Genomic DNA, 25,756 nt, shown 5'->3' with positions numbered 1-25,756 from the left:
CGCTTCCACACTCTCCGCGCTGGAGTGTCATTGGAGAATCCACGTCATCATCAGCTCGGCGTAATCGTCCACGACGACGCGGTGACGGTTCCGGTGGGCCTGCTCCGCCACGCCGACTCGCCACGCCTCGACGGAGAGAACCACGACCACGTCCGCGCACTCGCGGAGACCACCGGCGCGCTGCCGCCCATCCTCGTCCACCGCGCCACCATGCGGGTGATCGACGGGATGCACCGCCTGCGCGCCGCCATCCTGACCGGCCGCCAGCACATCCCCGTCCGCTACGTCGACGGCGCCGAGGCCGACATCTTCCTGGCCGCCGTCCGCGCCAACGTCGAACACGGGCTGCCGCTCTCCCTCGCCGACCGCGAGGCGGCCGCCACCCGGATCCTGACCACCCACCCCCAGTGGTCCGACCGCGCCATCGCCGAGACCACCGGCCTGGCCTCCACCACGGTCGGCCGGATCCGGCAGCGCACCGCGACCACCCAGCCGGCCGCCCGCATCGGCAAGGACGGCCGGGCCCGGCCGGTCAACGCCGCCGCCGCCCGCCGCCACGCCGGGCGCCTCATCGAGGAGCAGCCGCACGCCTCGCTGCGGGACATCGCCGAACAGGCGGGCATCTCCCCCGCCACCGCCAAGGACGTGCGCGACCGCCTGCAGCGGGGCGACAGTCCCGTACCGGCGAAACTCACCCTGGCCGAGACCCGCACACCCGGCACCCACCCGCAGACCCCGACCGTCACCCGGCTCCTGCGCAGGGGGCGCATTCCCGACCCCGACCAGATCCTCCGCAAACTGCTGCGCGACCCGTCGCTCAAGCTGACCGACAACGGGCGGCTGCTGCTGCGCTGGCTCAGCACCCACACGGTCAACAGCCACGAGTGGGAGCGCCTGGAGGACGAACTCCCCACGCACTGCGTCTCACTGGTCGCCGACCTCGCCGTGGGCCTGGCCTACGAATGGGCCCGGCTCGCCGAGACGCTGAAGAGCAGAGACCAGCGCGAGATGGCGTGACGGGCCGCCCCCGGGCGAAGCGCCATTCTGGCAGTGCTGGGCATTGACAGGAAGAGAGCCGGCCCGACATGAGTTGGACCGGCTCTCTTCTCATCGGTATGTCAGATCCGACGCCGAATAGAAGCAGTTCGTCGAGTCGGCCCCCGCGCCGACCTGGGTCGGCTCGTTGCCGCTGCTGTTGCCGTTGTACTTGCGGCAGATCACCATCGACCGGCCCGAGTCGTTGACGATCGTCACCCCGGAGAACCGGGCCGTGTCGCCGTAGTTGACGTTGACCCCGGCCACCGTGTTGCCCGGCCGGGTCAGCGTGACGTTCCTGATGACGACGTCCCGCTGGTACTGCGTGGAGCAGTTGCCGCACGAGCGGTAGAACGTCCCGAAGTTGGTCGCCTGGAAGTTCTGGACCGTGAGGGTGCCCGCGCCGTTGTGCTGGAACACCTTGTCGCTCGCGTACCGCGCGCCGCCGCCGTCGACGAGGAAGACCGGGTTGCCACTGCCCCGGAAGGTCGCGGCGTCCTCACCGACGTCCTCCCACCAGACGTTGCGCAGCGTGCACGAACCCGAGCAGTGCACGCCGTCACCGGCGGGGGCGCCGATGATGACGTTCTGCAGGGTCGCGCCGTTGGCGAGCTGGAACACCGGGTCCTGGCTCTCCTCCTGCCCGCCGTCGCCGATGCAGCAGTAGCGCCGCATGCCGCCGTCGAAGGTGCCGGACACCGAGATGGTCCCGTTGACGCCGACCTGCCCCGTGGGGGTGGGCCACCCGGTGGGCCGAGGTGTCGGCGTCGGAGTCGGGGTGGGGGTCGGCGTCGGGGTCGGCGTCGGGGTGGGGGTCGGGCTCGGGGTGCCGCCGCCGCAGGTCACGCCGTTGACGGCGAAGTTCGTCGGCGCGGGATTGCTCGACCCCGACGTGCCGTTGAAGCCGAACTGGGCGGAGGCGCCGGTGGCGAGGGCGCCGTTGTAGCTCAGACTGGCCGCGGTCACCGTGTTCCCGCTCTGGGTCACGGTCGCGTTCCACGCCTCGGAGACGGTCTGGCCTGCGGTGTACGACCAGGTCACCCGCCAGGTCGAGAGCGGGTCGCCGGTGTTGGTCAGCGTGACGCCCGCGGTGAACCCGCCGGGCCACTGCGACTGGACGGCGTAGGTCACCCGGCAGGCGACCGCCGCCTGCGCCGCCACCACCGTCAGGGGGACGACGGCCGTCGCGGCCGTCAGGACGAGTAGCGCCTTCTGGCGCCATGAGCGCAGCATGCTGCCTCCTGCTGCTCGGGAACGTAGGCGCCAGCATCCGCGCCCGGCCTCCCGTCGCACCCTCGGCCCACGTCGTTCGCCCAGGTGGGCGCTGAACGTTTCTGAAATCCGGTGCTACCAGGTGCGGGTGTGGTCACCGGCGAGCACCGTGGCGGCGGCGGCCTCCAGCTCGGTCGTGTACGCCTTCACGTCGGCCATCGCCGGTCCGCCGGCCGCGATCACCTGGCCGGCCGCGCCCGCCGCCTGCTGGGCCAGCACGTCCAGCGGATCCTTGCGCGGGGGCCGCAGAAGATCATGGACGGCCTGCCGGCAACCTCCCCCCGGCACGGTCCTGCCGCCGTGGCGTTCGACCGTGCCGAGGTAGACGGCCTCGGCGTCGCCGGTGAAGGCGTACTCTCCCGTCGCGGAGTAACCGGTCTCCGGTTCGCCGAGCCAGCCGAGATACCCGGCGTTCGGGTGGCGGCGGCGCAGCTCGCCGGCCGTGACGCCGTAGGCCGCGAGGCACTCGGTCACCAGGTGCTCCTCGGCGCGAACCACATCCGGGCCGGGTGCGTTCTGGTCTAGAGGGAGCGTGAGGTCGCGGGGCGTCTGCGTGCACGCGGAGAGAACGACGATCGCGGCGGCCGTCCACACTCCAAGTGATCGTTTCACTCGACGAACTTTAGGAGTCATCGTGGTGAAAGGTGGGGTGATCGCCGGTCTTGTTCTGCTGGTCGCCGCCGTGTGGTGGTTCGCCGGCGCGGACGAGCGCCGGCTGAACGCTCACATGGAGGCCGTCCTGGAACGCGGCGGACCCGTGGAGGGGCGGACCGAGGAGACCCGGAACATCGAAACGGCCGTCCTGCTGCCGGACGGGCGGACGCTGCGGCTCTCCTTCGTCGGCGGAGCGCCGGAGGGCGAATGCGCCGAGTCCTTCACGGGCAGGTCCGTCGAATCGTCCCGGGCCGTCGTGGTCGCCGTCGTCAACACGACGAGGTTCGGGTTCGGTGATCGCATCTGCTCCGCCGTCGGCTACAGCCGGACACTGGACGTGACCCTCGACCGGCCGCTCGACGGTCGTGCCGTGCTCGACGGGGCGAGCGGCCACCCCATCGACCTGAGCGCGTCCTCTTGGCCGTCCCCGCACCGGGATCTTGCTCCGACACCGTCATAACGGATTTACTGGTGTCCATGATTATGCGGACCTGGCGTGGCTGGACCCGGAAGGAAGACGCCGACGCCTATGCGGAGTACCTCATGGAGACCGGCCACCCCGGTTACACCTCCACCCCCGGCAACCGGGGCGTCACCTTCACCCGCCGCGACGACGGCGACCGGACCGAGTTCTTCCTCGTCTCCCTCTGGGACTCCTGGGAGGCCGTCCGCGCCTTCGCCGGCGACGAGCCGGGCACGGCCGTCTTCTACCCGCAGGACGACCGGTTCCTCGTCGACCGCGAGACCACCGTCGGCCACTTCGACGTCTTTGCTCACTAGATTGGCCGCCATGGCACACCGATCGCGGCTGCACGCCGTCTCCATCGACGTCCCGCCGGACGTCCACGACCGGGAACTGGCCTTCTGGCAGGGGGCCGTCGGCCGGGAGATGCCGCGGCTCAGCGCCTTCCCCGACTTCCACCGGACCACGCCGCCCGGCGCCGGGGTCTCATTCATCATGCAGCGGCTCGGGGAGGGCGCGCCAGGCGTCCACGTGGACATCCACACCGACGACCTCGACGCCGAGGTGGCCCGGCTCGAAGGGCTCGGCGCGGTGCGGGAGACGTTCACCGACAACGGGTGGTGGATCATGCGCGACCCGGCGGGGCTGCGGTTCTGCGTGCTGGAGGATCCGCCCGGCACCTTCGGCGACGACGACTCGACCCTCTGGGAGTGACGAAAAAACCGGGCCCGCGCCGTGTGGCGCGGGCCCGGTCGGGTCGTGCTGAAGATCAGGCGGGAACGATGTTCTCGGCCTGCGGGCCCTTCTGGCCCTGCGTGACGTCGAAGCTCACCCGCTGGCCCTCCTGGAGCTCACGGAAGCCCGAGGCGGCGATGTTGGAGTAGTGGGCGAAGACGTCGGCGCCGCCGCCGTCCTGCTGGATGAAGCCGAAGCCCTTTTCCGAGTTGAACCACTTCACGGTACCGGTAGCCATATCGATTCTCCTTCGGGGCCGAACCCGTGAGAAGCGCACTGTGCGCGTCTCGCGTCGCCGTGATGATCACCCCGACCGGAAAATCATCCGGAAATACAAAAGTGCCACCACCGATTCATTTCACCGGTGAGGCACTTGAAGTCTTCGGGAACCACAACTGCAACTGAAAACGACAGTATCACGGCACCCTCGGCCCATATAACGGTGGTACGGAAAAACCTGGTCCCCCGGCTGCGCGAAACCGGATCAAGGGGGATTCCTGGCGAAAACCTGACTTTGCCCGGCGTGTCGCCGGGCACGCCCCGCTGGACAGCCTCTTTCCTGGGCGAAACGGGGGGATGGTGACGATGTCACCTGGGAACAGGAAGCCGGACGCGGCCCGCCGCGCCTTCTCCGAGCAGGCGGACGGTTCGTACACGACGTCCCTGCGGGGCCTGGAACTGCTGCGGGAACCGATGCTGAACAAGGGCACGGCGTTCACGGCGGAGGAGCGCGCGGAACTGCTGCTCGACGGGCTGCTGCCGCCGGTGGTCGAGTCGCTCGACGAGCAGACCCGCCGCATGTACGCCCAATATCGGGCCCAGCCGACCGACCTGCTCAAGAACGTCTACCTCGAAGGGCTGCGCGACCGGAACGAGACGCTCTACTACCGGCTGCTCGGCGACCACCTGCGCGAGATGCTCCCCATCGTCTACGACCCGACGGTGGCGCGGGCGATCGAGACGTACAGCCACGAGTACCGCAGGCCCCGAGGGGTGTTCCTGTCGATCGACGACCCCGGCGGGATCGAGCGCGCCTTCGCCAACCTGGGGCTCGGCCCCGACGACGTCGACCTGATCGTCGCCTCGGACGCCGAGGAGATCCTCGGCATCGGCGACTGGGGTGTGGGCGGCGGCGCCGGCATCGCGGCCGGCAAGCTGGCCGTCTACACGGCCGCCGCCGGGATCGACCCCGACCGCGTCATCCCGGTCGCGCTCGACGTCGGCACCGACAACGAGGGGCTGCTCAACGACCCCGCCTATGTGGGGAACCGGCACTCCCGGGTGCGGGGGCAGCGCTACGACGACTTCATCGACGCCTACGTCACGGCGGCGACCCGGATGTTCCCGGGCGCGATGCTGCACTGGGAGGACTTCGGGCCGTCCAACGCCCGGCGCATCCTGGAGAGGTACACCGACCGGATCTCCACCTTCAACGACGACATGCAGGGCACCGGCGCGATCGTGCTGGCCGCCGTGCTGAGCGCGGTGAAGGTGTCGGGGCTGCCGATGCGCGACCAGCGGATCGTCGTCTTCGGCGCGGGCACCGCCGGCATCGGCATCGCCGACCAGCTCCGCGACGCGATGATGCGCGACGGCCTCGACCACGACGAGGCGACCCGGCGCATCTGGCCGATCGACAGGCAAGGCCTGCTCACCGACGACATGGACGGCCTGCGCGACTTCCAGGTCCCCTACGCCCGCCCGGCCGGCGAGGGCGGCGGCGGCCTGGAGGAGGTCGTGGCGCGGGTCAAACCCACCATGCTGCTCGGCACCTCCACGGCGCACGGCGCCTTCACCGAGAAGGTCGTGCGCACGATGGCCGCGAACGTCGAACGGCCGGTCGTCTTCCCGATCTCCAACCCGACGGAGCGGATCGAGGCGATGCCGGGCGACCTGATCCGCTGGACCGACGGCCGGGCCCTGGTCGCGACCGGCGTGCCGATCGACCCGATCACGCACAACAGCATCACCTACGTCATCGGCCAGGCCAACAACGCGCTGCTCTACCCGGGCCTCGGACTCGGCGTGGTCGTGTCGCGGGCCCGGCGGGTCAGCCGGGGCATGCTCCAGGCCGCCGCCGAGGCCGTGGCCGGGCTGGTCGACCCGACCCTGCCCGGGTCCTCGCTGCTGCCGCAGGTCGACAACCTGCGCGAGATCTCCGCCACGGTCGCGGTCGCCGTCGCCGAGCAGGCCGCGCGGGAGCACCTGGCCCGCACCGAGCTCCGCGACCCGGTCCAGCAGGTCCAGGACACCATGTGGCACCCGCGTTACCGGCCGGTCCGGGCGAGGGAGCGGTGATGACGACGTACAAGGACACCCGCACCGAGAGCGACTCGCTCGGCGAGATCCAGGTGCCCGCCGACCGTCTGTGGGGCGCGCAGACGCAGCGGTCGCTGATCCACTTCGACATCGGCGACGACCTGATGCCGAAGGCGGTCTACCACGCCTACGGCTACGTCAAGAAGGCCGCCGCGATCGTCAACGCCCGCGCGGGGCGGCTGCCCCAGTGGAAGGCCGAGGCCATCGAGGAGGTCGCCGACGAGGTGATCACCGGGAGACTCGACGACGAGTTCCCCCTGTACGTCTGGCAGACCGGCTCCGGCACCCAGTCGAACATGAACGTCAACGAGGTGATCTCCAACCGGGCCATCCAGCTCCTCGGAGGCAGGCTGGGCAGCAAGGACCCGATCCATCCCAACGACCACGTCAACATGGGCCAGTCGTCCAACGACACCTTCGTCACCGCGATGCACCTGGCCGCCGTGGAGGCCGTCGAGGGCGGGCTGATCCCGGCGGCCCGCCGCCTGCGTGACGCCGCCGCCGACAAGAGCCGGCAGTGGGCCGACGTGGTCAAGATCGGCCGCACCCACCTGGAGGACGCCACTCCGCTGACGGTCGGCCAGGAGTGGTCCGGCTACGCCGCCCAGCTCGACGACGCCGCCGAGCACCTGGCGGCCACCGCCAAGGGCCTCTACCGCCTGGCCATCGGCGGCACCGCCGTCGGCACCGGCCTGAACGCGCCGCCCGGCTTCGCCGAGGAGGTCGCCGCCGAGATCGCCGAACTGACCGGCCACCCGTTCACGGGCGCGACCAACAGGTTCGCCGCCCAGGCGTCGTGCGACGCGCTGGTCCGGGTCTCGGCCGCGATCAGGGCGCTGGCCGTGCCGCTGTTCAAGTTCGCCAACGACATGCGCTGGCTGGGTTCGGGCCCTCGCGGCGGCCTGCACGAACTGATCCTGCCGTCCAACGAGCCCGGTTCCTCGATCATGCCGGGCAAGGTCAACCCCACCCAGGCCGAGGCGATGCTGATGGTCTGCATCCAGGTGATGGCCGACGACACGGCGGTCTCGGCGGCGGGCGCCGAGGGCAACTTCGAGCTCAACGCGTTCCGCCCGCTGATCATCAACAACGTGCTCCACTCGGCCCGCATCCTGACCGACATGATCGACCACTTCCGCAGGTTCCTGGTCGCCGACGCCCGCCTGGACGAGGACCGGCTGCGCGAGTACGTCGACCGCTCGATCATGATGGTGACGGCGCTGAGCCCGGTGATCGGCTACGACAGGGCGGCGAAGATCGCCCACCGGGCGCTCGACGAGGACCTGACGCTGAAGGAGGCGGCGCTGAAGTCGGGCGTCGAGGAGTCGCTGTTCGACCGGGTGGTCGTCCCCGAGAAGCTGACGCGCCCGGGCACCGCGGACTCCGGCCGCTGAACGGCGTCGCCCCGAGCGCTTCACCGGCTGGACGCCCGGCCGAACCGCTCGACCAGGGCGGCGTAGCCCTGGCTGCCGTCGACCCCCTCCATCAGGGATCTGAGGAACTCCGGCAGCTCGACCCCGACACCGAGGTGCCGGGACTCCTCGATCAGATGTTCCATGGCGGACACGTGCACGTCGACCGTCGCGTCGATCGGCGGGAAGTCCCCGGCGTCGACCTGCCCGGCGTAGGCGGCGAACCAGCCCGTGACGGTCGCCGCCCCCTTCGCGGCGATCGGCACGTAGCTCGCGGCCTCCACCCCGGCGGCCCGGAGCAGGGCGGTGCCGTGCAGGAACCCGTTGAGCATGTTCCACATGAGGCTGACGACCGCCATCTCGTGGAGGGCCGCCAGCGCGTGGTCCTCCCCGAGGTAGACCGCCTCGCCGAGGGCCCCGAACGTCGCCTCGTGACGTTCGAACGCCGCCCGGTCGCCGGAGTAGACGATGGTCGAGCCGGCGGTGCCGATCCCGTCGGGCGCGGCCATGATCGCTCCGTCGAGCCCGTTCGGCGCCCATTCGGCCGTGTCGCGCGCCGACTGCGAGGTGCCGGAGGAGAGGTTGACCAAGGTGACGGCCTCGCCGAGGCGGCCGGCGACCGCTCCGAAGTCGGAGACGCAGACGACGACCAGCTCGCTCGCCGCCACCGCCTCCTCGATCGTGTCCGCCCGCCGCGCGTCTTCCAGGTCGTCGGCCTTGCCCGGGGTGCGGTTCCAGACGGTGACGGAGCGCCCGGAGGCGAGGAGGGCCGCGGCCAGGGCGTGACCCATCAGGCCCAGGCCGATAACGGTGACATCGGTTGTCTGCATGGGAGGATCGTCAGGGTTGATACCGGTGTGAAGGTCAAGGGGGAACACGATGCTGATCGGCGAACTCGGCCGGCGGACCGGGGTCAACGCCCACCAGCTGCGCTACTACGAGGCGCAAGGCCTGCTGGCCCCGTCGCGGGGGCCCGGCGGCTACCGCGAGTACACCTCCGACGCGGTGGTGACGGTGACCCAGATCCGGCGGATGCTGAAGGCGGGCCTGTCAACGCAGGAGATCGCGTTCCTGCTGCCCTGCGCGACCGGCGAGCTGCCCGAGTTCCGACCGTGCCCCGAGGTGCTCGACATGCTGCGGGCGAAACTGACGGGCATGGAGGAGCACATCGAGGCGCTCTCGGCGACGTGCACGGTGCTCCAGGACTACATCACGGCCACGGAGCGCCAGCCGGCCTACGAACCGTGAGGAACACTCCCCACGGTTCGATGAACCAGCGGCGAGCTGGGCGGCGGCCTTGAGCACATCGGCGGCCATCCGCGGCCGGGTGTTCAGGAGACCTCATTCGCGGGGGCCAGCAGACGGCGGTGGAAATCCTCCTGGACGCGGGCGGTCCGGGCATGCCGATCGTGAATCGCGGCGACGCCGGGCGGGAGGTCGCCTTTCCAGATTCGGCGGATCTCGCGCACCAGAGACCCGGCCGTGTGGTCGTGGTCATACCGGAGATGAGCGGAGTGGAACTCCGTCTCGGCCGGTGAGAGCTCGAACTGCGAGCTCAGCGCGAGCCCGAAGTCGGCGAAGCGGAGCGTCTCGCCGTCGGTGAGAACGTTGCGAAAGTGCGCGTCGAAGTGGACGAGCCCGCGCGAGCTCATGAAGTCACACCCCCGGGCGAGCTCCCGCTCCGCCCAGGCGAAGCGCGCCTCCTCGGTGAGCCACTCTCCCAGCGTGTACGGAATGTGCTCCAGGAACAGCACGAGACTGTACGAAGCCCGTCCGATCGCCTCAAGCCGCGCCCGCACGGCCGGGGAACCCCGCCAGTGCGCGACCGCCCCGTCGATTCCGCCGAACTCGTCGGCGAACCCCTCGGGCGGGGAGTCGGGGATGACCCGCCAGTGGAGAAGCAGCGGAAACCCGTCGTAGTCGCCCGCACGGACCCAGCCGGTCGTCATGAGATGGACGGCCAGCTCACGCCAGGCGCCGAAGCCCGTCGAGCCGAGCCCGTAGTGGTAGAAGGTGGGCAGGTCGAACAGGTTCCGCGTCGACCGGACGTGCTCGGGCCGCATCTCCAGATCGGTCAGGGGGACCCGTTTGACGAAGACGGGTGTGCCGTCGACGTCGAGCGTGGCCGACCGTCCGCCGATGCCCGCGCCGTGCGCGGCGGCCTGCCGGACCCGGTCGGCGAGCTCGTGGTCGTCCAGCGACGACAACCGGGCCGACACCGCCAATGCTGGGTTTTCCACCGGTCGATTCTCCACCACGCCGAGTAAAAGCGGTGTTGGGCAGTGTCGGCGGCCGACCTCGCGGAGGTGAACATCTCAGTCGGTGACCGCCTCTCGGTACACAGGCGTCTTACTCAGGTGGTGGACCACCACCAGCCAGAAGACCCCAACGACGAGGCCGCCTCCAAGCTGCGACAACGGGACCTCGCAGACCCAGACCAGCGGCAGCGCGGCGGCCAACGGCCGGGGGAAGCGGTCGGCCCGCCAGAGGGTGACCGCCATGGTGATCGACCCGGCGAGGATGGCGAGGTTGGCGGGGAGGGCGACGTACGGGAACCAGGAGAAGTCCTCGCCCTTGACGTTGGACGAGGTCGCACCGAACGCGAGCAGGACATGTCCCGCCGAGACGGCCAGCACGCCCAGGTTCGCGGATCCGAAGCGGCGCAGTTCGAGGAGACCGGGGATGAGCAGGACCAATCCGGCGGCGAACAGGGCGAGGAGCAGGTGTTCCTCGCCGAGCACACGCGGGTCGGCGTCGAACGGCCGGACGGCTTGGATGACACCGGAGACGGACATCGCCAGCGCGGCCAGGAGAGTGAAGATTCGTGCGATCACCTTGGCGACGGTAGAGAACGGGGCGTCCCCGGCGAATCGGTCGCGGGTCGCCGCCTCATACGACCGTGGACCTATCAGACTCCATCTCAAGGCGGATGTCCGGAATGCCGTACCTTCTAGACGTGCGACGTGTGCTGATGCCTTCGGTGGCCGTGGGTCTGGCCCTCTGGGCGGTCGCCGAGGCCGCCCCACTGGGCGGGGTCGCGCTCGTGTTCGCCGTGGCCACCACGGCGCCCATCGCGTTCGGGCGGCAGGCTCCGCTGCCGGTGCTGCTGGTGATCGTCGCGGCGCTGCTGGTGCGGGCCGCGACGACCCAGGAAGTTCCGGCCACGGTCGCGCCGTTCCCGTCGATCCTCGTCATGGCCTTCTGCGTGGCGCTGTTCGGGGGTGGGTGGCTGGTCGCGGTCGCCGGATGGGTCGCCGCCGTCGGAGGGATGGCGGGGGCGATCATGCTGCAGTACTACACCGCGCCGCCCGATTCCGCCTCGTCCACGATCATGGTCTTCTTCGTCACGGCGGCCTGGGCCTCCGGGCTGCTGGTCGCGCGTCGAGAGGAACAGGCCGCTGAGCGGGCCCGGTCGGCGGTCGCCGAGGAGCGGCTGCGGATCGCCCGTGAGCTGCACGACGTCGTCGCCCACTCGTTGTCGATCATCGCGGTGAACGCGGGCGCCGCCCAGGAGGTGCCGCCCGAACGGGCGCGGGCGCACCTGGACGCGGTCGCCGACACCGCGCGGGCCGCCCTGGCGGAGATGCGCCAAGTCCTCCACGCCCTCCGCGCCGACGACGACCCCGCTCTCGGGCCGCAGCCCACCCTCGACGAGCTCCCCGACCTGCTCGACCAGGCCAGGGCGGGTGGCCTGCCGGTCACGTTGGAGGAGGAGGGCGTCCGGCGGGCGCTGCCGGCGGGGCTGGAGTTGACGGCGTACCGGATCGTCCAAGAAGCCCTGACCAACGTGCGGCGGCATGCCGGGCCCGCCGCGACCCGGGTGCGGGTCGCCTACGGCGAGCGCCTCGACCTGGAGGTGGTGAACGCGCCCGGCCACGGGCTGATCGGCATGCGAGAACGCGCCCGCCTCTACGGCGGCGCCCTCCACGCCGCGCCGTCGCCCGACGGCGGTTTCGCGGTCCGCGTCTCCCTCGACCCCCGCTCCCCGGAGGAGCCCCGATGATCCGCGTCCTGGTCGCCGACGATCACGCGCTGGCCCGGATGGGCCTGACCGCGATGCTCGGCGCCCAGCCCGATCTGGAGGTCGTCGCCGAGGCCGCCGACGGGCTCGCCGCCGTGGAGGAGGCCCGGCGGGTACGCCCCCACATCGTCCTGATGGACATCCGGATGCCCCGTCTGGACGGGATCGAGGCCACCCGCCGGATCCGCGCCCTCCCCGACGCCCCCGCGGTCCTGGTGCTGACCACGTTCGACCTCGACCAGTACGTCTACGACGCCCTCCGCGCCGGAGCCGGCGGCTTCCTGCTCAAGGACGCCCCGCCCGGCCGGCTCGCCGAGGCGGTCCGGACGGTCGCCGAAGGTCATGCCATCCTCGCCCCGACCGTGACCAGGCGGCTGATCGAACGGTTCCTGACGATCGCGCCCCGCGACACCGAGGTCCTCGCCCGGCTGACCGACCGGGAGCGCGAGGTGCTGACCCTGATCGGGCAGGGGCGGTCCAACGCCGAGATCGCCACGGACCTGCTGCTGGCGGAGGGGACCGTGAAGACCCACGTGTCCCGGGTGCTGATGAAGACGGGTCTGCGGGACCGGGTGGCGGCGGTGGTGTTCGCGTACGAGCAAGGGCTGGTCAGAGTCGGGAACGCCGGCACTGCCTGATGACCTCTATGGGACAGGCCGCGGTGAGGCCCCTTCCAGTGCCTGTTCTCCCTTGGTTGGATAGCGCACCGGCCCGAGAGTGAGCGGGTCGTCGAGGACACGGTCGACCACCGTTCCGGCCGCCCCTCGCGAGGCCGCCTCGAAGCCCAGCTCCGAGGCCATGATCGTGCACCGCCCCCCGGCCACCGCCCGACGCTCCAGTTCCGCCTGCGCCGGCGGGATCAGCCGGGAGGCCAGCCGGGCGAAGTAGCCGCCGACCACGATCGCGCGCGGGTTGAAGAGGTTCACCAGGATCGAGCCGCCCAGGCCCAGCCAGCGGCCCACCTCGGCCAGCGCGTCGAGGGTGCGGGGGTCGCCGGCCGCCGCGGCCGAGGCGATCGAGTCGACCCGCGCGTCCGGGTCGGCCGAGGTCGCCCCGGCGGGGCCGAGCGCCGCCAGGCCGACCTTCGTCTCCCAGCAGCCGGTACGGCCGCAGCCGCACCTCGCGCCGTCGGGGTCCACGAGCAGGTGGCCCGTCTCGCCCGAGAAGCCGTCGGCGCCCTGGAGTAACCGGCCGTCCATGATGATGCCGCCGCCCACGCCGACCTCGCCGGTCAGGTAGACCATGTCGGAGGTGCCCGCCGCCACGCCGCACGCGTGTTCGGCCAGGGCCGCCAGGTTCGCGTCGTTGCCCACGCCGACCGGCACGCCCAGTTCCGCGCCGAGCAGGTCGGCCAGGGGGACGTGCCGCCAGCCGAGGTTCGGCGCGAAGGTGACCACGCCGTCGGCGACCAGTCCGGGCACGGCCACCACGACGCCCGCCAGGGAGCCCATCTCCCCCGCCGCACTGCGGGCCGTCCGCACCAGTTCGGCGAGGCAGCCCTCGGGGCCCGCGCCCGCGGCGTCGAAGCCCTTCCGGCTGGAGAACAGGACGCGGCCGCCCAGGTCGCAACCATGGGCGGCCACGTAGTCCACGTTGATCTCCAGGCCCAGCGCCCCCACGTGGGAGCCGTCGAGGGTCACGTCACGCCGTGGCCGCCCGATGGCCCCCGCCGAAGAGGTGCCCGCCTCCCGCGCCAGGCCGAGCGACATGAGCTCGGTCATCAGGGAGGAGACGGTGGCCCGGTGGAGACCGGTCGCCTCCACCACGTCCGCGCGGGAGCAGGTCCCGTGGTCGCGCAGGTGCCGGAGCACGCGGGACAGGTTGTCCCTGCGCAGGGTGGCGCGGCCGGTCGTCACGTCAGTCCTGGGCCCTCCCGCCGGCCAGCCGGCTGATCATCAGGGCGACCAGGATGATGCCGCCGTACACGAGCTGCTTCCACTCGCCGGGCACGCCCTGGAGGGTCAGGATGTTCTCGACCAGGCCGATGACCAGGACACCGGTGAGGGCGCCGAGGATGGTGCCCTTGCCGCCGTCCATGCTGACGCCGCCGATGACGGCCGCGGCGAAGACCATGAAGATCCAGCCGACGCCCTGGTTGGCGCTGATGCCGCCGAGGCGGCCGGTCTCCAGGATCCCGGCCAGCGCCGCGAGGGTGCCGCCGATGACGAAGACCGCCAGCACGACCCGCTCCACGCGGATGCCCGCCGCCCTGGCCGCGTCGGCGTTGCCGCCGATGGCGTACAGGGAGCGGCCGGAGCGGAAGTAGCCCAGGGCGGCCATGCCGACGGCGAACAGCACGCCGGTGATCCAGATGGCGGCGGGCAGGCCGAGCCAGACCGCGCTGCCGAGGTAGGTGAACGACTCGGGCAGGGCGAAGAGGCTCTTGCCGCCGGTCAGGCCGAGGTGCAGGCCGTGCACGACGATCAGCATCGCGAGCGTCACGACGAAGGCCGACAGCTGGTAGCGCAGGATGAGGAAGCCGTTGAAGGCCCCGATCAGGGCGCCGATGAGCAGGCACAGCACCACGGCCATCGCGGGCGGCAGGCCCAGCCCGAAGCCGCCGTCGCCGGTGGAGATGACGAGCATGACCGCCACGGCGGGGGCCATGCCGACGATCGACTCCAGCGACAGGTCGAACTTGCCGGCGATCAGGATGAGCGCCTCGGCCAGCACGACCAGGGCCAGCGCCGACTGCTGTTGCAGCACGTTCGTCAGGTTGCCCATGGTGAGGAACACCGGGTCGATGAACGACCCGACGATCAGCAGCACCACGATGACCGGCACCAGCGTCAGGTCGCGGAACCGGCTCAGCCGGAAGCCCGGCCGGGCGGCGAGCGCCGGGGCCGGGCCGGAGCCGTTCGCCGACGCCGCCGGGGTCTTCGGCAGTGTCGAGGCGCGGCGCCCCTGCCGATCACTCATGACTGACACCCTCCATAGCGGCCACGAGGTCGTTGTCCGACCATCCGCGTGGCACGTCCTTGATCACCCGGCCGTGGAACATCACCAGGACCCGGTCACAGATTCGCAGGTCGTCGAGTTCGTCGCTGACCAGCACGGCTGCCGCGCCCCGCTGCGCGGCGTCCTCGACCGAGCCGAGCAGCGACTGCTTGGCCTTGACGTCGACGCCGGCAGTGGGGTTGATGACGACCAGCGCGGCCGGGTCGTCGACCAGGGCGCGGGCCATCACGACCTTCTGGGCGTTGCCGCCCGACAGGTCGCCGACCGGCTGGTCGGGACCCTCGGTCTTGATGTCGAGCTCCTGGATCATGGTCCGGGCGCGGGCCCGGCGCCTCTCGGGCGAGATCATCCCGAAGCGGCCGAGCTTGCCGGCGATCGGCATGGTCGCGTTCTCGCCGACCGACAGCAGGGGCACGAAGCCCTCGTGGTGCCGGTCCTGCGGGACGAAACCCACCCCGGCGGCCAGCGCCGACGGCACGTCGCCCGGCTTCGGCCGGGTCCCGTTGATCGTGATGACGCCGCTGTCGGCGCGGCGCAGCCCGACGATGCTCTCGGCCAGGCCGACCTTGCCGCTGCTGCCCGATCCGGCCAGGCCCACGATCTCGCCGGCCTTCACGGTCAGGTCGACGTCGTGGTAGCGGCCCGCGGAGTTGAGGCCGCGCACCTCGATGACGACCTTGGCCTTCGCGTCGACCGTCCGGGGCTTGGCCTCGTAGGTCACGGCATGCTCGCCGGTCATCGCGGCCACCAGCGCGTCGTGCGGGAGGTCCGCGACGGTGCTGGTGACGATGTGGCGGGCGTCGCGGAAGACGGTGACGCTCTGGCAGACCTCGTACACCTCTTCGAGGTGGTGCGAGATGAACATCATCGTGACGCCCTGGTCCCGCAGGTCGCGCATGCGGTCGAAGAGGCGTCCGATGGCCGGGCCGTCGAGCTGGGCGGTCGGCTCGTCGAGGATGATGAACCGCGCGCCGAAGGAGAGCGCGCGGGCGATCTCGACGAGCTGCCGCTGCTCGACGCCCAGGTCGCCGGCGAGCCCCGAGGGGTCGACGTCGACGTGGTACTGGTCGAGGAGGGCGGTGGCGCGGGCGCGCATGGCGCGCCAGTTGATCACCTTGCCCTCGGTCTGGCGGTTGATGAAGAGGTTCTCGGCCACGGTCAGCGCGGGGATGATCGTGGACTTCTGGTAGACGCAGGCCACGCGGGCCTTCCAGGCGTCGCGGTCGGCGAGCGGCGGGGCCGGCTCGCCCGCGAACCGGACCTCACCGGCGTCGGGGCGCTGCAGGCCGGTCAGGATCGACACCAGGGTCGACTTGCCGGCGCCGTTGCGCCCGATCAGGGCGTGCGTCTCGCCCTGCTTGATGGTGAGGCCCGCGTCGTTGAGTGCGACGGTGGGGCCGAAGCGCTTGGTGATCCCGCGCGCCTCGACCGCCGCCGCGTTCGATGAGGTGCTCATCTAGCTGACCTGGTTGCCCCAGAGGTTGGGGTCATCGACGTTCTCCGCGGTGACTAGCGGAGCGGGGAGCTGGTCCTCCAGGCCGTTGGGGAGCTGGATGATGTTGCTGTCGTGGTCGGTCGGGCCGGGCTGGAAGGTCTTGCCCTCCAGGGCGGCCTTCGCGTAGTAGACGGCGTACTTGGCGTAGAGGTCGGCCGGCTGCGAGACGGTCGCGTCGATCTCGCCGGCGCGGATGGCCTCGAACTCGGCCGGGATGCCGTCGTTGGAGACGACGAAGATGTGCTTGGGGTCGTCCGGCTTGACCAGGAGGCCCTTGGCCTTCAGGACCTGGAGGGTCGGGGCCAGGTGCACACCGCCGGCGTGCATGTAGATGCCCTTGATGTCGGGGTTCTGCTCCAGGCGGGTCTGCAGCATGGACGCGGCCTTGCTGCCCTCCCACTCCGTCGGCTCCTCGAAGACGGTGATCCCGGGGAACTTCTCCTTCATGCAGTCGCGGAAGGCCTCGGCGCGGTCACGGCCGTTGATGGAGGCCAGGGCGCCCATGAGCTGCACGACCTTGCCCTTGCCGCCGAGCTTCTCGCCGAGGAACTCGCAGGCCTTGGTGCCGTAGGCGCGGTTGTCGGCGCGCACGACCATGTAGACGTTGCCCTTGTCGGGGCGGGTGTCCACGGTCACGACCGGGATCTGCTTGCTCGCGAGCGAGTCGAGCGTCGAGGCGATGGCGCCGGTGTCCTGCGGGGCCATGATGATCGCCTTGGCGCCCTGGCTGACCAGCGCCTGGGTGTTGGCGACCAGCTTGGCGACGTCGTTCTGCGAGTTGGTCGGCGGCATCAGCTCGACGCCGTCCTTGCTGGCGATCTCCGGCACGTACTTGTTGTACGAGTTCCAGAAGTCGGAGTCGGCGCGCGGGAAGTCCACGCCGACCTTGCCGCCGCCGGCGGCGGCCGCGGGGGCCGACTCACCGGGGGCGGCGCTCGCTGCGGAGTCGGGGGTGTCGGACGACCCGCAGGCCGCCAGGCCCAGGGCGAGCACGGCGGCGCTGGCGGCGACGGACAGAAGTTTCATGCCGATCGGCCTTTCAGGACGGGGGGGTGAGTGACGGCGGAGGTTCTGCGCGCCTCCGCCGCCGGGGAGCTCTGGGCCACTGCGCTGGTCCAGTACTGACCCCATGGATAGGTGAACGCGGCGAGCGACGCGGGTCGCATCGCCGAGCTGAATCCGGCTGCTTCGGGCGCCACATAGCTGCCGTCCCGGATGACCACCGGGTCGACGAAGTGCTCGTGCAGGTGGTCGATGTACTCGATCACCCGGCCCTCCTTCGACCCGCTGACGGAGACGAAGTCGAACATGGCCAGGTGCTGGACCAGCTCGCACAGCCCGACCCCGCCCGCGTGCGGGCAGACGGGGACGCCGAACTTGGCGGCCAGCAGCAGGATGGCGATGTTCTCGTTGACGCCCCCGACGCGCGCCGCGTCGAGCTGCAGGTAGGAGATGGCCTCCGACTGGAGGAGCTGCTTGAACACGATCCGGTTCTGCACGTGCTCCCCGGTGGCGACCGGGACGGGCGCGACCGCGCGTGCGATCGCGGCGTGGCCGAGGACGTCGTCCGGGCTCGTGGGTTCCTCCACCCACCAGGGGCCGAACTCGGCCAGTGCCTTCACCCAGCGGATCGCGTCGGAGACATCCCATCTCTGGTTGGCGTCGATCGCGATCGGGTAACCGTCGCCGCAGACCTCACGGGCGATCCGCATGCGGCGGACGTCGTCGTCGAGGTCGGCGCCGACCTTCAGCTTGATCTGCGAGAACCCCTCGTCGAGGGCCTCCTTGCAGAGGCGCCGAAGCTTGTCGTCGTCGTAGCCGAGCCAGCCCGGCGACGTCGTGTAGGCGGGATAGCCGTGCTCCCGCAGGGCCGCGATGCGGCCGGCCCGGCCCGGCTGGGCGGCGCGGAGGATCTCCAGCGCCTCGCCGGGGGTCAGGGCGTCGGAGATGTAGCGGAAGTCGACCAGGGAGACGATCTCTTCGGGGCTCATCTCGGCGAGCAGCAGCCAGAGCGGCTTGCCCTCGCGGCGGGCCCTCAGGTCCCACAGGGCGTTCATGACGGCGGAGATCGCCATGTGCATGACGCCCTTCTCCGGTCCCAGCCAGCGCAACTGCGAGTCGCCGATGAGGTCCTGGTAGACGGCGCCCAGGTCGGAGCAGTCACGGTCGACGATGTGACCTTCGAGCGCCTTGATGGCGGCGGTCTGCACGTCGTTGCCGCGTCCGATGGTGAACGCGAATCCGTGTCCCTTCTCGCCCTCGTCGGTCCGCAGCACCACGTACGCCGCCGAGTAGTCGGGGTCGGGGTTCATCGCGTCGGAACCGTCGAGTTCCGTCGAGGTCGGGAACCGGATGTCGTGCGTCTCCAGGGAGATGACCCTCATGCGAGCTCCAGACACATCCGATTAATGTTAGAGACCGGCGGTACCGCCGGGCGGTCGTCTTCGAAAGCCTTTCGAGATAAAGATCCGATTAATTTGCGGACACGATGCCTCGCGGCGCCGTGGACCGATCCCAGGTGGGATCAGAATTCCGCAGGTCGCCGCCGGGCGGAAGGCCCCGCGGCTATCTTCTCGGTTACTCTCCAGACATCCGATGTTTGGTTCTCAAGAAGAATGCCCCGCGTGTTACAGGCATGTCAATAGCCGCAACCGGAAAGAGATCCGATGATTCCGAAGGGCCGCGACCGACCTGACGGTCCGTCGCGGCCCTCGGGCTGACCTGCCTAGACGCCGTAGACGTCGAACTCCCAGAGCGAGTAGCCCCATGCGGTGGCCCGCTGGGTGCCGTAGATCCGGACGTATCGCCCGGTTCCGGTCACCGTGAGGTCGTCGACGCCGCCGTCGCTCGCGGTCTGGGTGTTCACGACCGTCCACGAGCTGTTGTCATTGGAGGTCTCCACCCGGTACTGCCGGCCGTAGGCCGCCTCCCACTGGAGCCGGACCCGGGAGATGGACCGGGTCTGGCCGAGGTCGACGGTGATCCACTGTGGATCGGCGTAGAGACTGGACCAGCGGGTGGCGGTGTTGCCGTCGACCGCGTTGGCCGCGACGTTCGCCCCGGCCTCCGTGCTCGACGCCGTCACCGGTCTGCTCCGTGACAGCAACTGGGCGGTCCCGCCGGCCGGAGTGCCGTACACGTTGAGGTCCCAGAGCGAGTAGCCGTACTGCGTCAGCGCGCGCTGGGTTCCATATATACGGACATACCGCCCCGTGCCACTGACGGAGAGATCGTCCACTCCCCCGTCCGAGGCGGTCTGGTTCGACAGGACCGTCCAGGTGCTGTTGTTCGGGGAGACCTCCACCCGGTACTGGCGGCCGTAGGCCGCCTCCCAGTTCAGCCTGACCCGGTTGACGTCGTAGGACGCCCCCAGGTCCACCGTGATCCACTGCGGGTCGGCGTACAGGCTGGACCAGCGGGTGGCGCCGTTGCCGTCGACCGCGTTGGCCGCGACGTTCGCCCCGGCCTCCGTGCTCGACACCGTGACCGGCTTGCCCTGCGCGAGGTCGCCGCCGCCACCGGAGATCGGCGTCGAGACGCCGGGGCCGGTGAAGGTGTAGCTGTCGAGGTCGAACACGGCCGTGCCGGCCGCGCCCGAAAACGTCAGGTACAGGTCGTGCGTGCCGGTCGGGGCGGTCACGGGAGCGGTCAGCTCCACGTAGTTGTCCCAGCCGCCGGTGTTGGTCACGTTGACGCTGGCGACCACGGGGCCGGTCGGGGAGTCGTACCGGAAGGAGAGCACTCCCCCGGCGTTGGCGGTGGAGACGCGGGCCTTGACCCCGGTGATGCCCTGGAGGTTCACCGCGTGGTGGCGCACCCACTCGCCGTTCTGGATGTCGCCGAGCCGCTTGCCGCCCTCGGCCTGGGCCTGGTCGACGACGCGCGGGCCGTTGAGCGTCACGTAGTGCTCGGCCTGCCACTGCTTGGGCCACAGGGTGATCTCCCGCTCGCCCGTCAGCGGCACCGTGCCGGTGGCGCCGCGGTCGGTGTAGGAGGCCCTGATCACCCAGAACAGCACCGAGTCGGGACCGGCGTGCACCGGGCCGACGTCGAAGGAGGCCCCGCAGCCGGTGCCCTCACCCTCCTCGTGGGCGTGTTCCTGGTGCCCGAGCGCGGCCCGCACGACCACGTTGGCGCACGGGATCGTGCCGTCCTGCGCGTCGGTGGCCGACGCGGAGGCCGTCAGGCGTTCGTCCCACGAGAACAGGCCGCCGTTGGGCAGCCCGCCGACGTTGACGACCGGGCGGTTGTTGCCCACCACGACCGGGATCAAGGTGGTCCCCGTCATGGTGCCGTCGTTGACGGTCAGCCGGGCTCTCTTGTCGCCGTTGGTCGTGTACGTGTACGACGGGTTGGCCGCCGTCGAGTCGGTGGTGCCGTTGTTGTCGAAGTCCCACGCGTAGGTGAGCGGGTTGCCGTCGGGGTCGTTGCTGCCCGCGCTGGAGAACTGCACGGTCAGCGGGGTGAGCCCGTTGTCGACGCCGGCCGTGGCCACCGCGACCGGCGACCGGCCGCCCTGCACGTAGTTGATCTTCACCAGGGCCGCGTCGGCCGCGCCGGAGAAGTACCCGCTGCCGTATTCGAGCAGGTAGAGCGACCCGTCGGGGCCGAACTCCATGTCGATCGGATGGACGAACGGCATCCCGGCGAGGACAGGTTCGATGATCGTCGGGTTGCCGGTCGCGGGGTTGCCGTTGCCGAACTGGACCTCCTTGATCCAGTTGCGGCAGTACTCCGTGATGATCAGCTTGTTGTCGTAGTACTGCGGCCACTTCACCGCGCTGTTGAGGCCCGGGTCGTAGTGGTAGACCTCGGCGTGGTTCGGCGAGCCGCAGCCGCCGGGCTGGTCGAGGGCCGGCCACTCCTTGCTGCCGCCGTGCTGCTCCCACACCAGCGCGCCCCGCGTCGGCGGGAGCTGCTGGAGACCGGTGTTGCGCGGCGAGTTGTTGACCGGGCCGGTGCTGCCGCCGCAGGGGAACCAGCCCCGGGGCGCGTTGGCCGCGAAGTCCCAGTCGTTGTAAGCGACGTTCGGGCCGCCGCAGTAGGGCCAGCCGTAGTTGCCCGCGCTGGTGGCGCGGTTCCACTCGTCGTAGGCGGCCGGTCCGCGGTTGGCGATGGTCGCGCCGGCGTCCGGCCCGACCTCACCCCAATAGAGGGTGTTGCCGCCCTGCTTGTCGACCCAGATCCGGTACGGGTTGCGCGTCCCCATGACGTAGATCTCGGGCCGGGTCTGCGCCGTGCCCGGCGGGAACAGGTTGCCGGCGGGGATCGTGTAGGTGCCGTTGGCCTCCGGATGGATGCGGTTGATCTTGCCCCGGAGGTCGTTGGTGTTGCCCGACGTGCGCTGGGCGTCGTACTGCGGGTTCCGGCTGGTGCGCTCGTCGATGGGTGCCATCCCCGCCGAGTCACCACCCGAGTTGGTGTTGTCGCCGACGGCGAAGTAGAGGTTGCCGTTGCCGTCCCAGGTCATCGACCCGGCGGAGTGGCAGCACAGGTCACGCTCGGTCGGCCATTCGATGATCATGTCTTCGGTGGCGGCCGGGATCGTGTTCGTCGACGGGTTGAAGGTGAACCGGGAGATCCGGTTCACCAGCGGGGTCACCTTGGGCGAGTAGAAGAGGTAGACCCAGCGGTTGGTCGCGAAGCCCGGGTCGAGGGTGATGCCGATCAGGCCGTCCTCGAAACGGGCGTCGAGCGGGAGGGTGAGGGCGACCGTCGTCGCCTGGGTGGCCGGGTTGTACAGGCGGACCTGGCCGCCGCCGGCGCTGGTGCCGCGGTTGATGTACAGCACCTTGCCGTCGGGCAGCACGGACAGTTCGATGGGCTCGCCCATCGACAGTCCGCCGTCGAGCCGGACCTTCTCGAAACCACTCGTGGGTGGCGGCGCCGCGTGAGCGGGTGCGGCGGGCACCAGTGCGACGACGACCAGGGCTAACACGCCCAGGATCGCGCGCAGGCGCGGGATACCTGACATGGGGTCTCCAGTGCAGGAGGGATGGGGACAAGACGGCGGCGCGTGATCACCGAGAGCCGCCGATAGAGAACGCACCGATGGCCGCCCGCCACAAGCGGTCACCGGCGCGCTTACTGCCCCTAGGGGTTCATCACACAGGAACTAGATCAAACTGCTCCCATGGTCCGATCGAGGCGCGGTTGGTGACAAGGTTCTGCGACCCGCCGCCCTCCGCGCACACGTATTGGTTGTTCACCGTGGCCCGCAGGCTGATCGAGCCGTCGCCGTTGGTCACCACCGTGAAGGTCTCCCACGACCCGGCCGAGGGCCGGTCGGCCAGCAGCGGCACGTTGCCGCCGCCCTGGTTGGTCACATAGAGGTTGTTGGCCACCGAGCGCAGCGCGATGTTGCCGCCGCCCAGGTCGACCCGGACGAACTGCTCGGTCGCCCCGGCCGTCGTCTTGTTGGCGATCAGCGGGGTGGTCGCGTTGGCGGCCGACACGAACAGGTTGTTGGCCCGCGAACGCAGGGTGACGGTGCCGGCTGGCGGGTTGCCGCCTCCGGTGAGCACCCGGAGGGCGTCGATCATGCCGACCGACGTGGTCTTGTTGACCACCCGGAGCGTGTGCTGGCCGTTGGACAGGCCGGTCTTGCTGTAGACGACCTGCTGCGCCTGCCGGGCGCCGCTCTGGTAGAGGTTCACGTTCTGCTGGAACACGTTGTCGATGTAGACGTCGACGTTGCCCATGTCGGAGAACCGTTCCGAGAGGATCTCGATGCCGGTGCCGGTGAACGTGTAGGTCGCGGCGGCGTTGACGGTCGTGCTGTGGTGGGTGTCGTCGTTGTAGTCGCCGTAGCCCCGGCCCGTGGTCAGGTGCCAGTTCGCGTCGTAGGTGAGCTCGGTGTTGTTGACCAGGCCCGGGGTGCCGCCGCCGTTGATGCCGAGGGTGGAGGCGGTGCCGCTCAGCGACTTGGCCGCCTGGTTGGCGGTGCCGGTGAGCTGGGTGTAGCTGTAGGCCGACAGCAGCTTGGCGGTGCGCTCCACGACGTAGGTCGTGTTCGCGGCGGTGGCGAAGCTGATCTCGGCGGCCGAGCTGGTGGTGATGATCGCGTTGTCGGAGGTGCGGCGCACGCGGACCTGTTGGGTGCCCCACGGGTTCACCACGGTGGCCTGCTTGCCGTAGAGCGACTTGATGCCGACGTACTTGGTCTCGTTGCCCTCACGCTCGGAGGACACGATGAAGCCGTCCTTGGCCAGCAGCGAGAACTTCCCGATGAACGAGGAGCTGCTCGGCGCGGCCGGGAAGACCCGGATCTTGTCGTTGTACGACTGCATCAGCGACTCGTTCATCGCCGCCATGTGCACGCCGTGGTACTCGAACACGCCGTTGGTGTTGCTGGTGAAGCTGTTCGGGTAGTTCTGGTACCGCTGCGCCATCGTCTTCATGCCCTGGAAGGTCTGGTCGCCCAGGCCCAGGCGGGCGGCCTGCACGGCGTCGTTGGCCCACACGTTGCCGTACGGGTGCGGGCGCACGTTCCAGGTGTTCAGCGCCGTCTGGTAGTCGGGGAAACCGATGCCGGTCAGGTTGTAGGGCCAGATCATCTCCGCCGCGACGTTCTCGTTGTTGCGGGTCTGCGAGATCGGCGGCTGGTGCGGCTGGTAGGCGTTGTTGACCACCGAGTAGGGCACCAGGTTGTTCAGGATGTTCTGCAACTCGGTGCGCAGCGTCGCGTCGACGCCGAGCTGCTGGGCCGTCTGGATCGTCACGGGGAACAGGCTGCGGATCGCGGTCAGGTCGGTAAGGGCGTTCCGCACGTTCCAGTACGTCTCGTGGGCGTTGGAGTTGGCGATGTAGTACTGGCCGGTCGAGGCGTCACGCGACACGAAGCTCCGGTAGAACTTCGCCGCCTCGCGCATGAACGGGTAGGCCGTGTTCGCCAGGTAGTTCGCGTCGTTGGTGTACCGGTAGCGCAGGTACATGTTGTACGCGGCCTCGGCGGCGGTCGACATCGTGTTCTTGGTGTAGTCGGAGTTGATGGTGCCGCGCGCGTTGCCGTCCCAGCCGTAGGTCTCCGGGAGCCAGATGCCGTCGATGCCGTATCTGGTCTGCGTGTACGACTTCAGCGCGTTGTAATTGCGCGAATGGAGATTGTTGAACACGTCCATCAGGTCGATGTGGTTGGACGCGTAGAACGAGTAGTACACGTGGCGCATGTTCCAGTACCAATAGGCGTTGGACCACTTCGACTGGTCTCCGGTGGCACGGAAGACCCCGTTGATGAAGTGGAACGGGTAGTTGCCGTACCCGCCCGCCGCGACGATGTAGTTGCTCAGGTAGTAGAAGTTCTCCAGGTAGTCGTTGTCGGCGCTGCCGCCGTACTGGACGAACGACTTGCTCCAGAAGTCGTGCCAGAAGTTCTTGAAGTTGGTGAGCGTCGTGCCGATTCCGGCGTTCTTGACGTTCGTCAGCTGGTTGCGCGCCTGCTGCACCGAGTTCGCCGAGGGAGCGTTCTTCCGCGAGGCCGCGGTGAACCAGATCGTGTAGTCGTTGTCGGCGGTGATGCTCAGCCGGACGGTGCGCCCGTTGACGGTCGAGGTCGAGTAGTTCGCGCCCTCGACGGTGGCGGCGAAGGTGTAGCCGAACCCGTTGGCGTCGGTCTGGCCGCGGCTGAACCCGGCGACCGAGGAGTCGTTGAACGTCTGGACGGTCCGCCAGGTGTTCAGGTCGGGCGTGTCGGCGATGTTCTGGACCGTGTTCGGGTCCCACAGGCCGAGGTCGACCGTGGTGGTGCCGAGCCCGCCGCGGCCGTCCTCGACGCGGATGCCCATGACCTCCGAGCCGGGCTGGCCCAGGATCGTCACGGTGCGGTTGTTGTCGTACTTGGTGGTCAGCGTGCCGTCGTACAGGTTGAGGCGCTGCTGGTAGGTGGTGTAGCCGGTGTCCAGGCCCGGGCTGGTGTTCAGGGTCAGCGTGCCGGCCGCGTAGGTCGACTGCTGGGCCAGGTCGGCGCCGGAGACCTGCATGGTCATGCCGTTCTGGCTCCACACCATGGCCCCGGTCTTGCCGTTGCCGACCGTCAGGCCGTAGTTGGGGTTGGTGTTCGGGCGGTTGTACACGATGTCGTGCTTGGACAGATAGCCCGCCCGGTTGACGTTCAGGGCCCCGGCCGACTGGTCGAAGGCGTGGTCGGTCGTGGACGCCAGCGCGGGCGCCGTCACCACTCCCCCGGCCGCCAGCCCGCCGACGAGCGCTAATGCGGGGAGCGCTCTCAGAAATCTCATGTCATCGATCTCCTGGTCACCACAGCAGATTCAGGGGGTGTGTCCCTCTGGCAGGGGAGCCGCCGGGCCCCCTGACCGGCGATCGGCGACCGGTATGGGACAGCCCGACGGCCCCTCTGCACAGGCACAGGCCCGACTCGCACTGTTACCAAGTCG

At 69.9% G+C, this 25,756-nt stretch carries 22 protein-coding genes; 9 read left to right on the top strand and 13 right to left on the bottom strand.

Going from position 1 to position 25,756, the window contains the following annotated elements; translation table 11 throughout:
- Positions 1–81: 81 nt before the first annotated feature.
- Positions 82–1,017: a ParB/RepB/Spo0J family partition protein gene (locus tag QSK34_RS35545; protein WP_197038869.1), complete on the top strand. Its 936-nt coding sequence runs from the start codon at positions 82–84 to the stop codon at positions 1,015–1,017.
- A gap of 90 nt (positions 1,018–1,107) precedes the next feature.
- On the opposite strand, the gene QSK34_RS35540 is transcribed toward QSK34_RS35545, so the two are convergent.
- A complete protein-coding gene (locus tag QSK34_RS35540; protein ID WP_285590917.1) occupies positions 1,108–2,268 on the bottom strand; it encodes a pectate lyase in 1,161 nt (386 codons plus the stop codon).
- Positions 2,269–2,382: 114 nt separating this feature from the next.
- Positions 2,383–2,919, bottom strand: coding sequence for a hypothetical protein (locus QSK34_RS35535; RefSeq protein WP_285590915.1), 537 nt, complete (start codon positions 2,917–2,919; stop codon positions 2,383–2,385).
- 22 nt (positions 2,920–2,941) lie between these two features.
- Here QSK34_RS35535 and QSK34_RS35530 point away from each other — a divergent pair, with 22 nt between their 5' ends.
- From QSK34_RS35530 to QSK34_RS35520, 3 genes are read left to right on the top strand one after another with little or no spacing between them, the layout of a single operon-like run.
- Positions 2,942–3,421, top strand: a complete 480-nt coding sequence (locus QSK34_RS35530) for a hypothetical protein (protein ID WP_285590913.1) — start codon at positions 2,942–2,944, stop codon at positions 3,419–3,421.
- Positions 3,422–3,438: 17 nt separating this feature from the next.
- Positions 3,439–3,741, top strand: a complete 303-nt coding sequence (locus tag QSK34_RS35525; protein WP_285590911.1) for an antibiotic biosynthesis monooxygenase — start codon at positions 3,439–3,441, stop codon at positions 3,739–3,741.
- A gap of 10 nt (positions 3,742–3,751) precedes the next feature.
- Complete coding sequence (locus QSK34_RS35520; protein ID WP_285590909.1) at positions 3,752–4,138, top strand: VOC family protein; 387 nt, start codon at positions 3,752–3,754, stop codon at positions 4,136–4,138.
- Between the two features lie 55 nt (positions 4,139–4,193).
- Here the strand turns inward: QSK34_RS35520 and QSK34_RS35515 are convergent, their stop codons facing one another.
- On the bottom strand, positions 4,194–4,397 hold the full coding sequence (locus QSK34_RS35515; protein WP_030455501.1) for a cold-shock protein: 204 nt from the start codon (positions 4,395–4,397) through the stop codon (positions 4,194–4,196).
- Positions 4,398–4,744: 347 nt separating this feature from the next.
- Here QSK34_RS35515 and QSK34_RS35510 point away from each other — a divergent pair, with 347 nt between their 5' ends.
- Positions 4,745–6,457 carry an NAD-dependent malic enzyme gene (locus QSK34_RS35510; protein WP_285590906.1) on the top strand — a complete coding sequence of 571 codons (1,713 nt, stop codon included), beginning with the start codon at positions 4,745–4,747 and terminating at the stop codon, positions 6,455–6,457.
- Positions 6,457–7,872, top strand: a complete 1,416-nt coding sequence (locus QSK34_RS35505; protein WP_285590904.1) for a class II fumarate hydratase — start codon at positions 6,457–6,459, stop codon at positions 7,870–7,872. The genes QSK34_RS35510 and QSK34_RS35505 overlap by 1 nt, the downstream gene beginning before the upstream one ends.
- A 20-nt stretch (positions 7,873–7,892) precedes the next feature.
- On the opposite strand, the gene QSK34_RS35500 is transcribed toward QSK34_RS35505, so the two are convergent.
- Positions 7,893–8,720, bottom strand: a complete 828-nt coding sequence (locus QSK34_RS35500; protein ID WP_285590902.1) for an NAD(P)-dependent oxidoreductase — start codon at positions 8,718–8,720, stop codon at positions 7,893–7,895.
- 49 nt (positions 8,721–8,769) lie between these two features.
- Here QSK34_RS35500 and QSK34_RS35495 point away from each other — a divergent pair, with 49 nt between their 5' ends.
- Positions 8,770–9,138: a MerR family transcriptional regulator gene (locus QSK34_RS35495; protein WP_285590900.1), complete on the top strand. Its 369-nt coding sequence runs from the start codon at positions 8,770–8,772 to the stop codon at positions 9,136–9,138.
- Between the two features lie 83 nt (positions 9,139–9,221).
- On the opposite strand, the gene QSK34_RS35490 is transcribed toward QSK34_RS35495, so the two are convergent.
- Positions 9,222–10,130, bottom strand: a complete 909-nt coding sequence (locus QSK34_RS35490) for a protein kinase family protein (protein WP_285590899.1) — start codon at positions 10,128–10,130, stop codon at positions 9,222–9,224.
- Between the two features lie 75 nt (positions 10,131–10,205).
- Positions 10,206–10,724 carry a hypothetical protein gene (locus tag QSK34_RS35485; protein ID WP_285590897.1) on the bottom strand — a complete coding sequence of 173 codons (519 nt, stop codon included), beginning with the start codon at positions 10,722–10,724 and terminating at the stop codon, positions 10,206–10,208.
- A gap of 122 nt (positions 10,725–10,846) precedes the next feature.
- Between QSK34_RS35485 and QSK34_RS35480 the strand changes: the two genes are divergently transcribed.
- Together QSK34_RS35480 and QSK34_RS35475 are read left to right on the top strand one after the other, a co-directional pair.
- Complete coding sequence (locus QSK34_RS35480) at positions 10,847–11,893, top strand: sensor histidine kinase (RefSeq protein WP_285590895.1); 1,047 nt, start codon at positions 10,847–10,849, stop codon at positions 11,891–11,893.
- Positions 11,890–12,549, top strand: a complete 660-nt coding sequence (locus QSK34_RS35475) for a response regulator (RefSeq protein WP_285590893.1) — start codon at positions 11,890–11,892, stop codon at positions 12,547–12,549. Before QSK34_RS35480 ends, QSK34_RS35475 begins: the two co-directional genes overlap by 4 nt.
- Before the next feature lie 6 nt (positions 12,550–12,555).
- Here QSK34_RS35475 and QSK34_RS35470 read toward each other — a convergent pair whose 3' ends face one another.
- The 7 genes from QSK34_RS35470 to QSK34_RS35440 form a co-directional block, all read right to left on the bottom strand.
- Positions 12,556–13,767: an ROK family transcriptional regulator gene (locus QSK34_RS35470; protein ID WP_285590891.1), complete on the bottom strand. Its 1,212-nt coding sequence runs from the start codon at positions 13,765–13,767 to the stop codon at positions 12,556–12,558.
- Between the two features lies 1 nt (position 13,768).
- Positions 13,769–14,830: an ABC transporter permease gene (locus tag QSK34_RS35465; RefSeq protein WP_285590889.1), complete on the bottom strand. Its 1,062-nt coding sequence runs from the start codon at positions 14,828–14,830 to the stop codon at positions 13,769–13,771.
- Positions 14,823–16,325 carry a sugar ABC transporter ATP-binding protein gene (locus QSK34_RS35460; RefSeq protein WP_285590887.1) on the bottom strand — a complete coding sequence of 501 codons (1,503 nt, stop codon included), beginning with the start codon at positions 16,323–16,325 and terminating at the stop codon, positions 14,823–14,825. Before QSK34_RS35460 ends, QSK34_RS35465 begins: the two co-directional genes overlap by 8 nt.
- Positions 16,326–17,390: a sugar ABC transporter substrate-binding protein gene (locus QSK34_RS35455; protein WP_030455495.1), complete on the bottom strand. Its 1,065-nt coding sequence runs from the start codon at positions 17,388–17,390 to the stop codon at positions 16,326–16,328. It lies immediately after the preceding gene.
- A complete protein-coding gene (locus tag QSK34_RS35450) occupies positions 17,387–18,748 on the bottom strand; it encodes an L-fuconate dehydratase (RefSeq protein ID WP_285590884.1) in 1,362 nt (453 codons plus the stop codon). The genes QSK34_RS35455 and QSK34_RS35450 overlap by 4 nt, the downstream gene beginning before the upstream one ends.
- Before the next feature lie 341 nt (positions 18,749–19,089).
- Positions 19,090–22,338, bottom strand: a complete 3,249-nt coding sequence (locus QSK34_RS35445) for a discoidin domain-containing protein (RefSeq protein WP_285590882.1) — start codon at positions 22,336–22,338, stop codon at positions 19,090–19,092.
- A 130-nt stretch (positions 22,339–22,468) separates the two neighbouring features.
- Positions 22,469–25,600 carry a glycosyl hydrolase family 95 catalytic domain-containing protein gene (locus tag QSK34_RS35440; RefSeq protein WP_285590880.1) on the bottom strand — a complete coding sequence of 1,044 codons (3,132 nt, stop codon included), beginning with the start codon at positions 25,598–25,600 and terminating at the stop codon, positions 22,469–22,471.
- Between the last annotated feature and the right edge of the window lie 156 nt (positions 25,601–25,756).

The organism is Herbidospora sp. NBRC 101105 (assembly GCF_030269205.1).
In the GTDB taxonomy this organism is placed as follows: domain Bacteria; phylum Actinomycetota; class Actinomycetes; order Streptosporangiales; family Streptosporangiaceae; genus Herbidospora; species Herbidospora solisilvae.
Note: the sequence above shows the minus strand (reverse complement) of the source record. Positions and strands in the feature narration are given on the sequence as shown.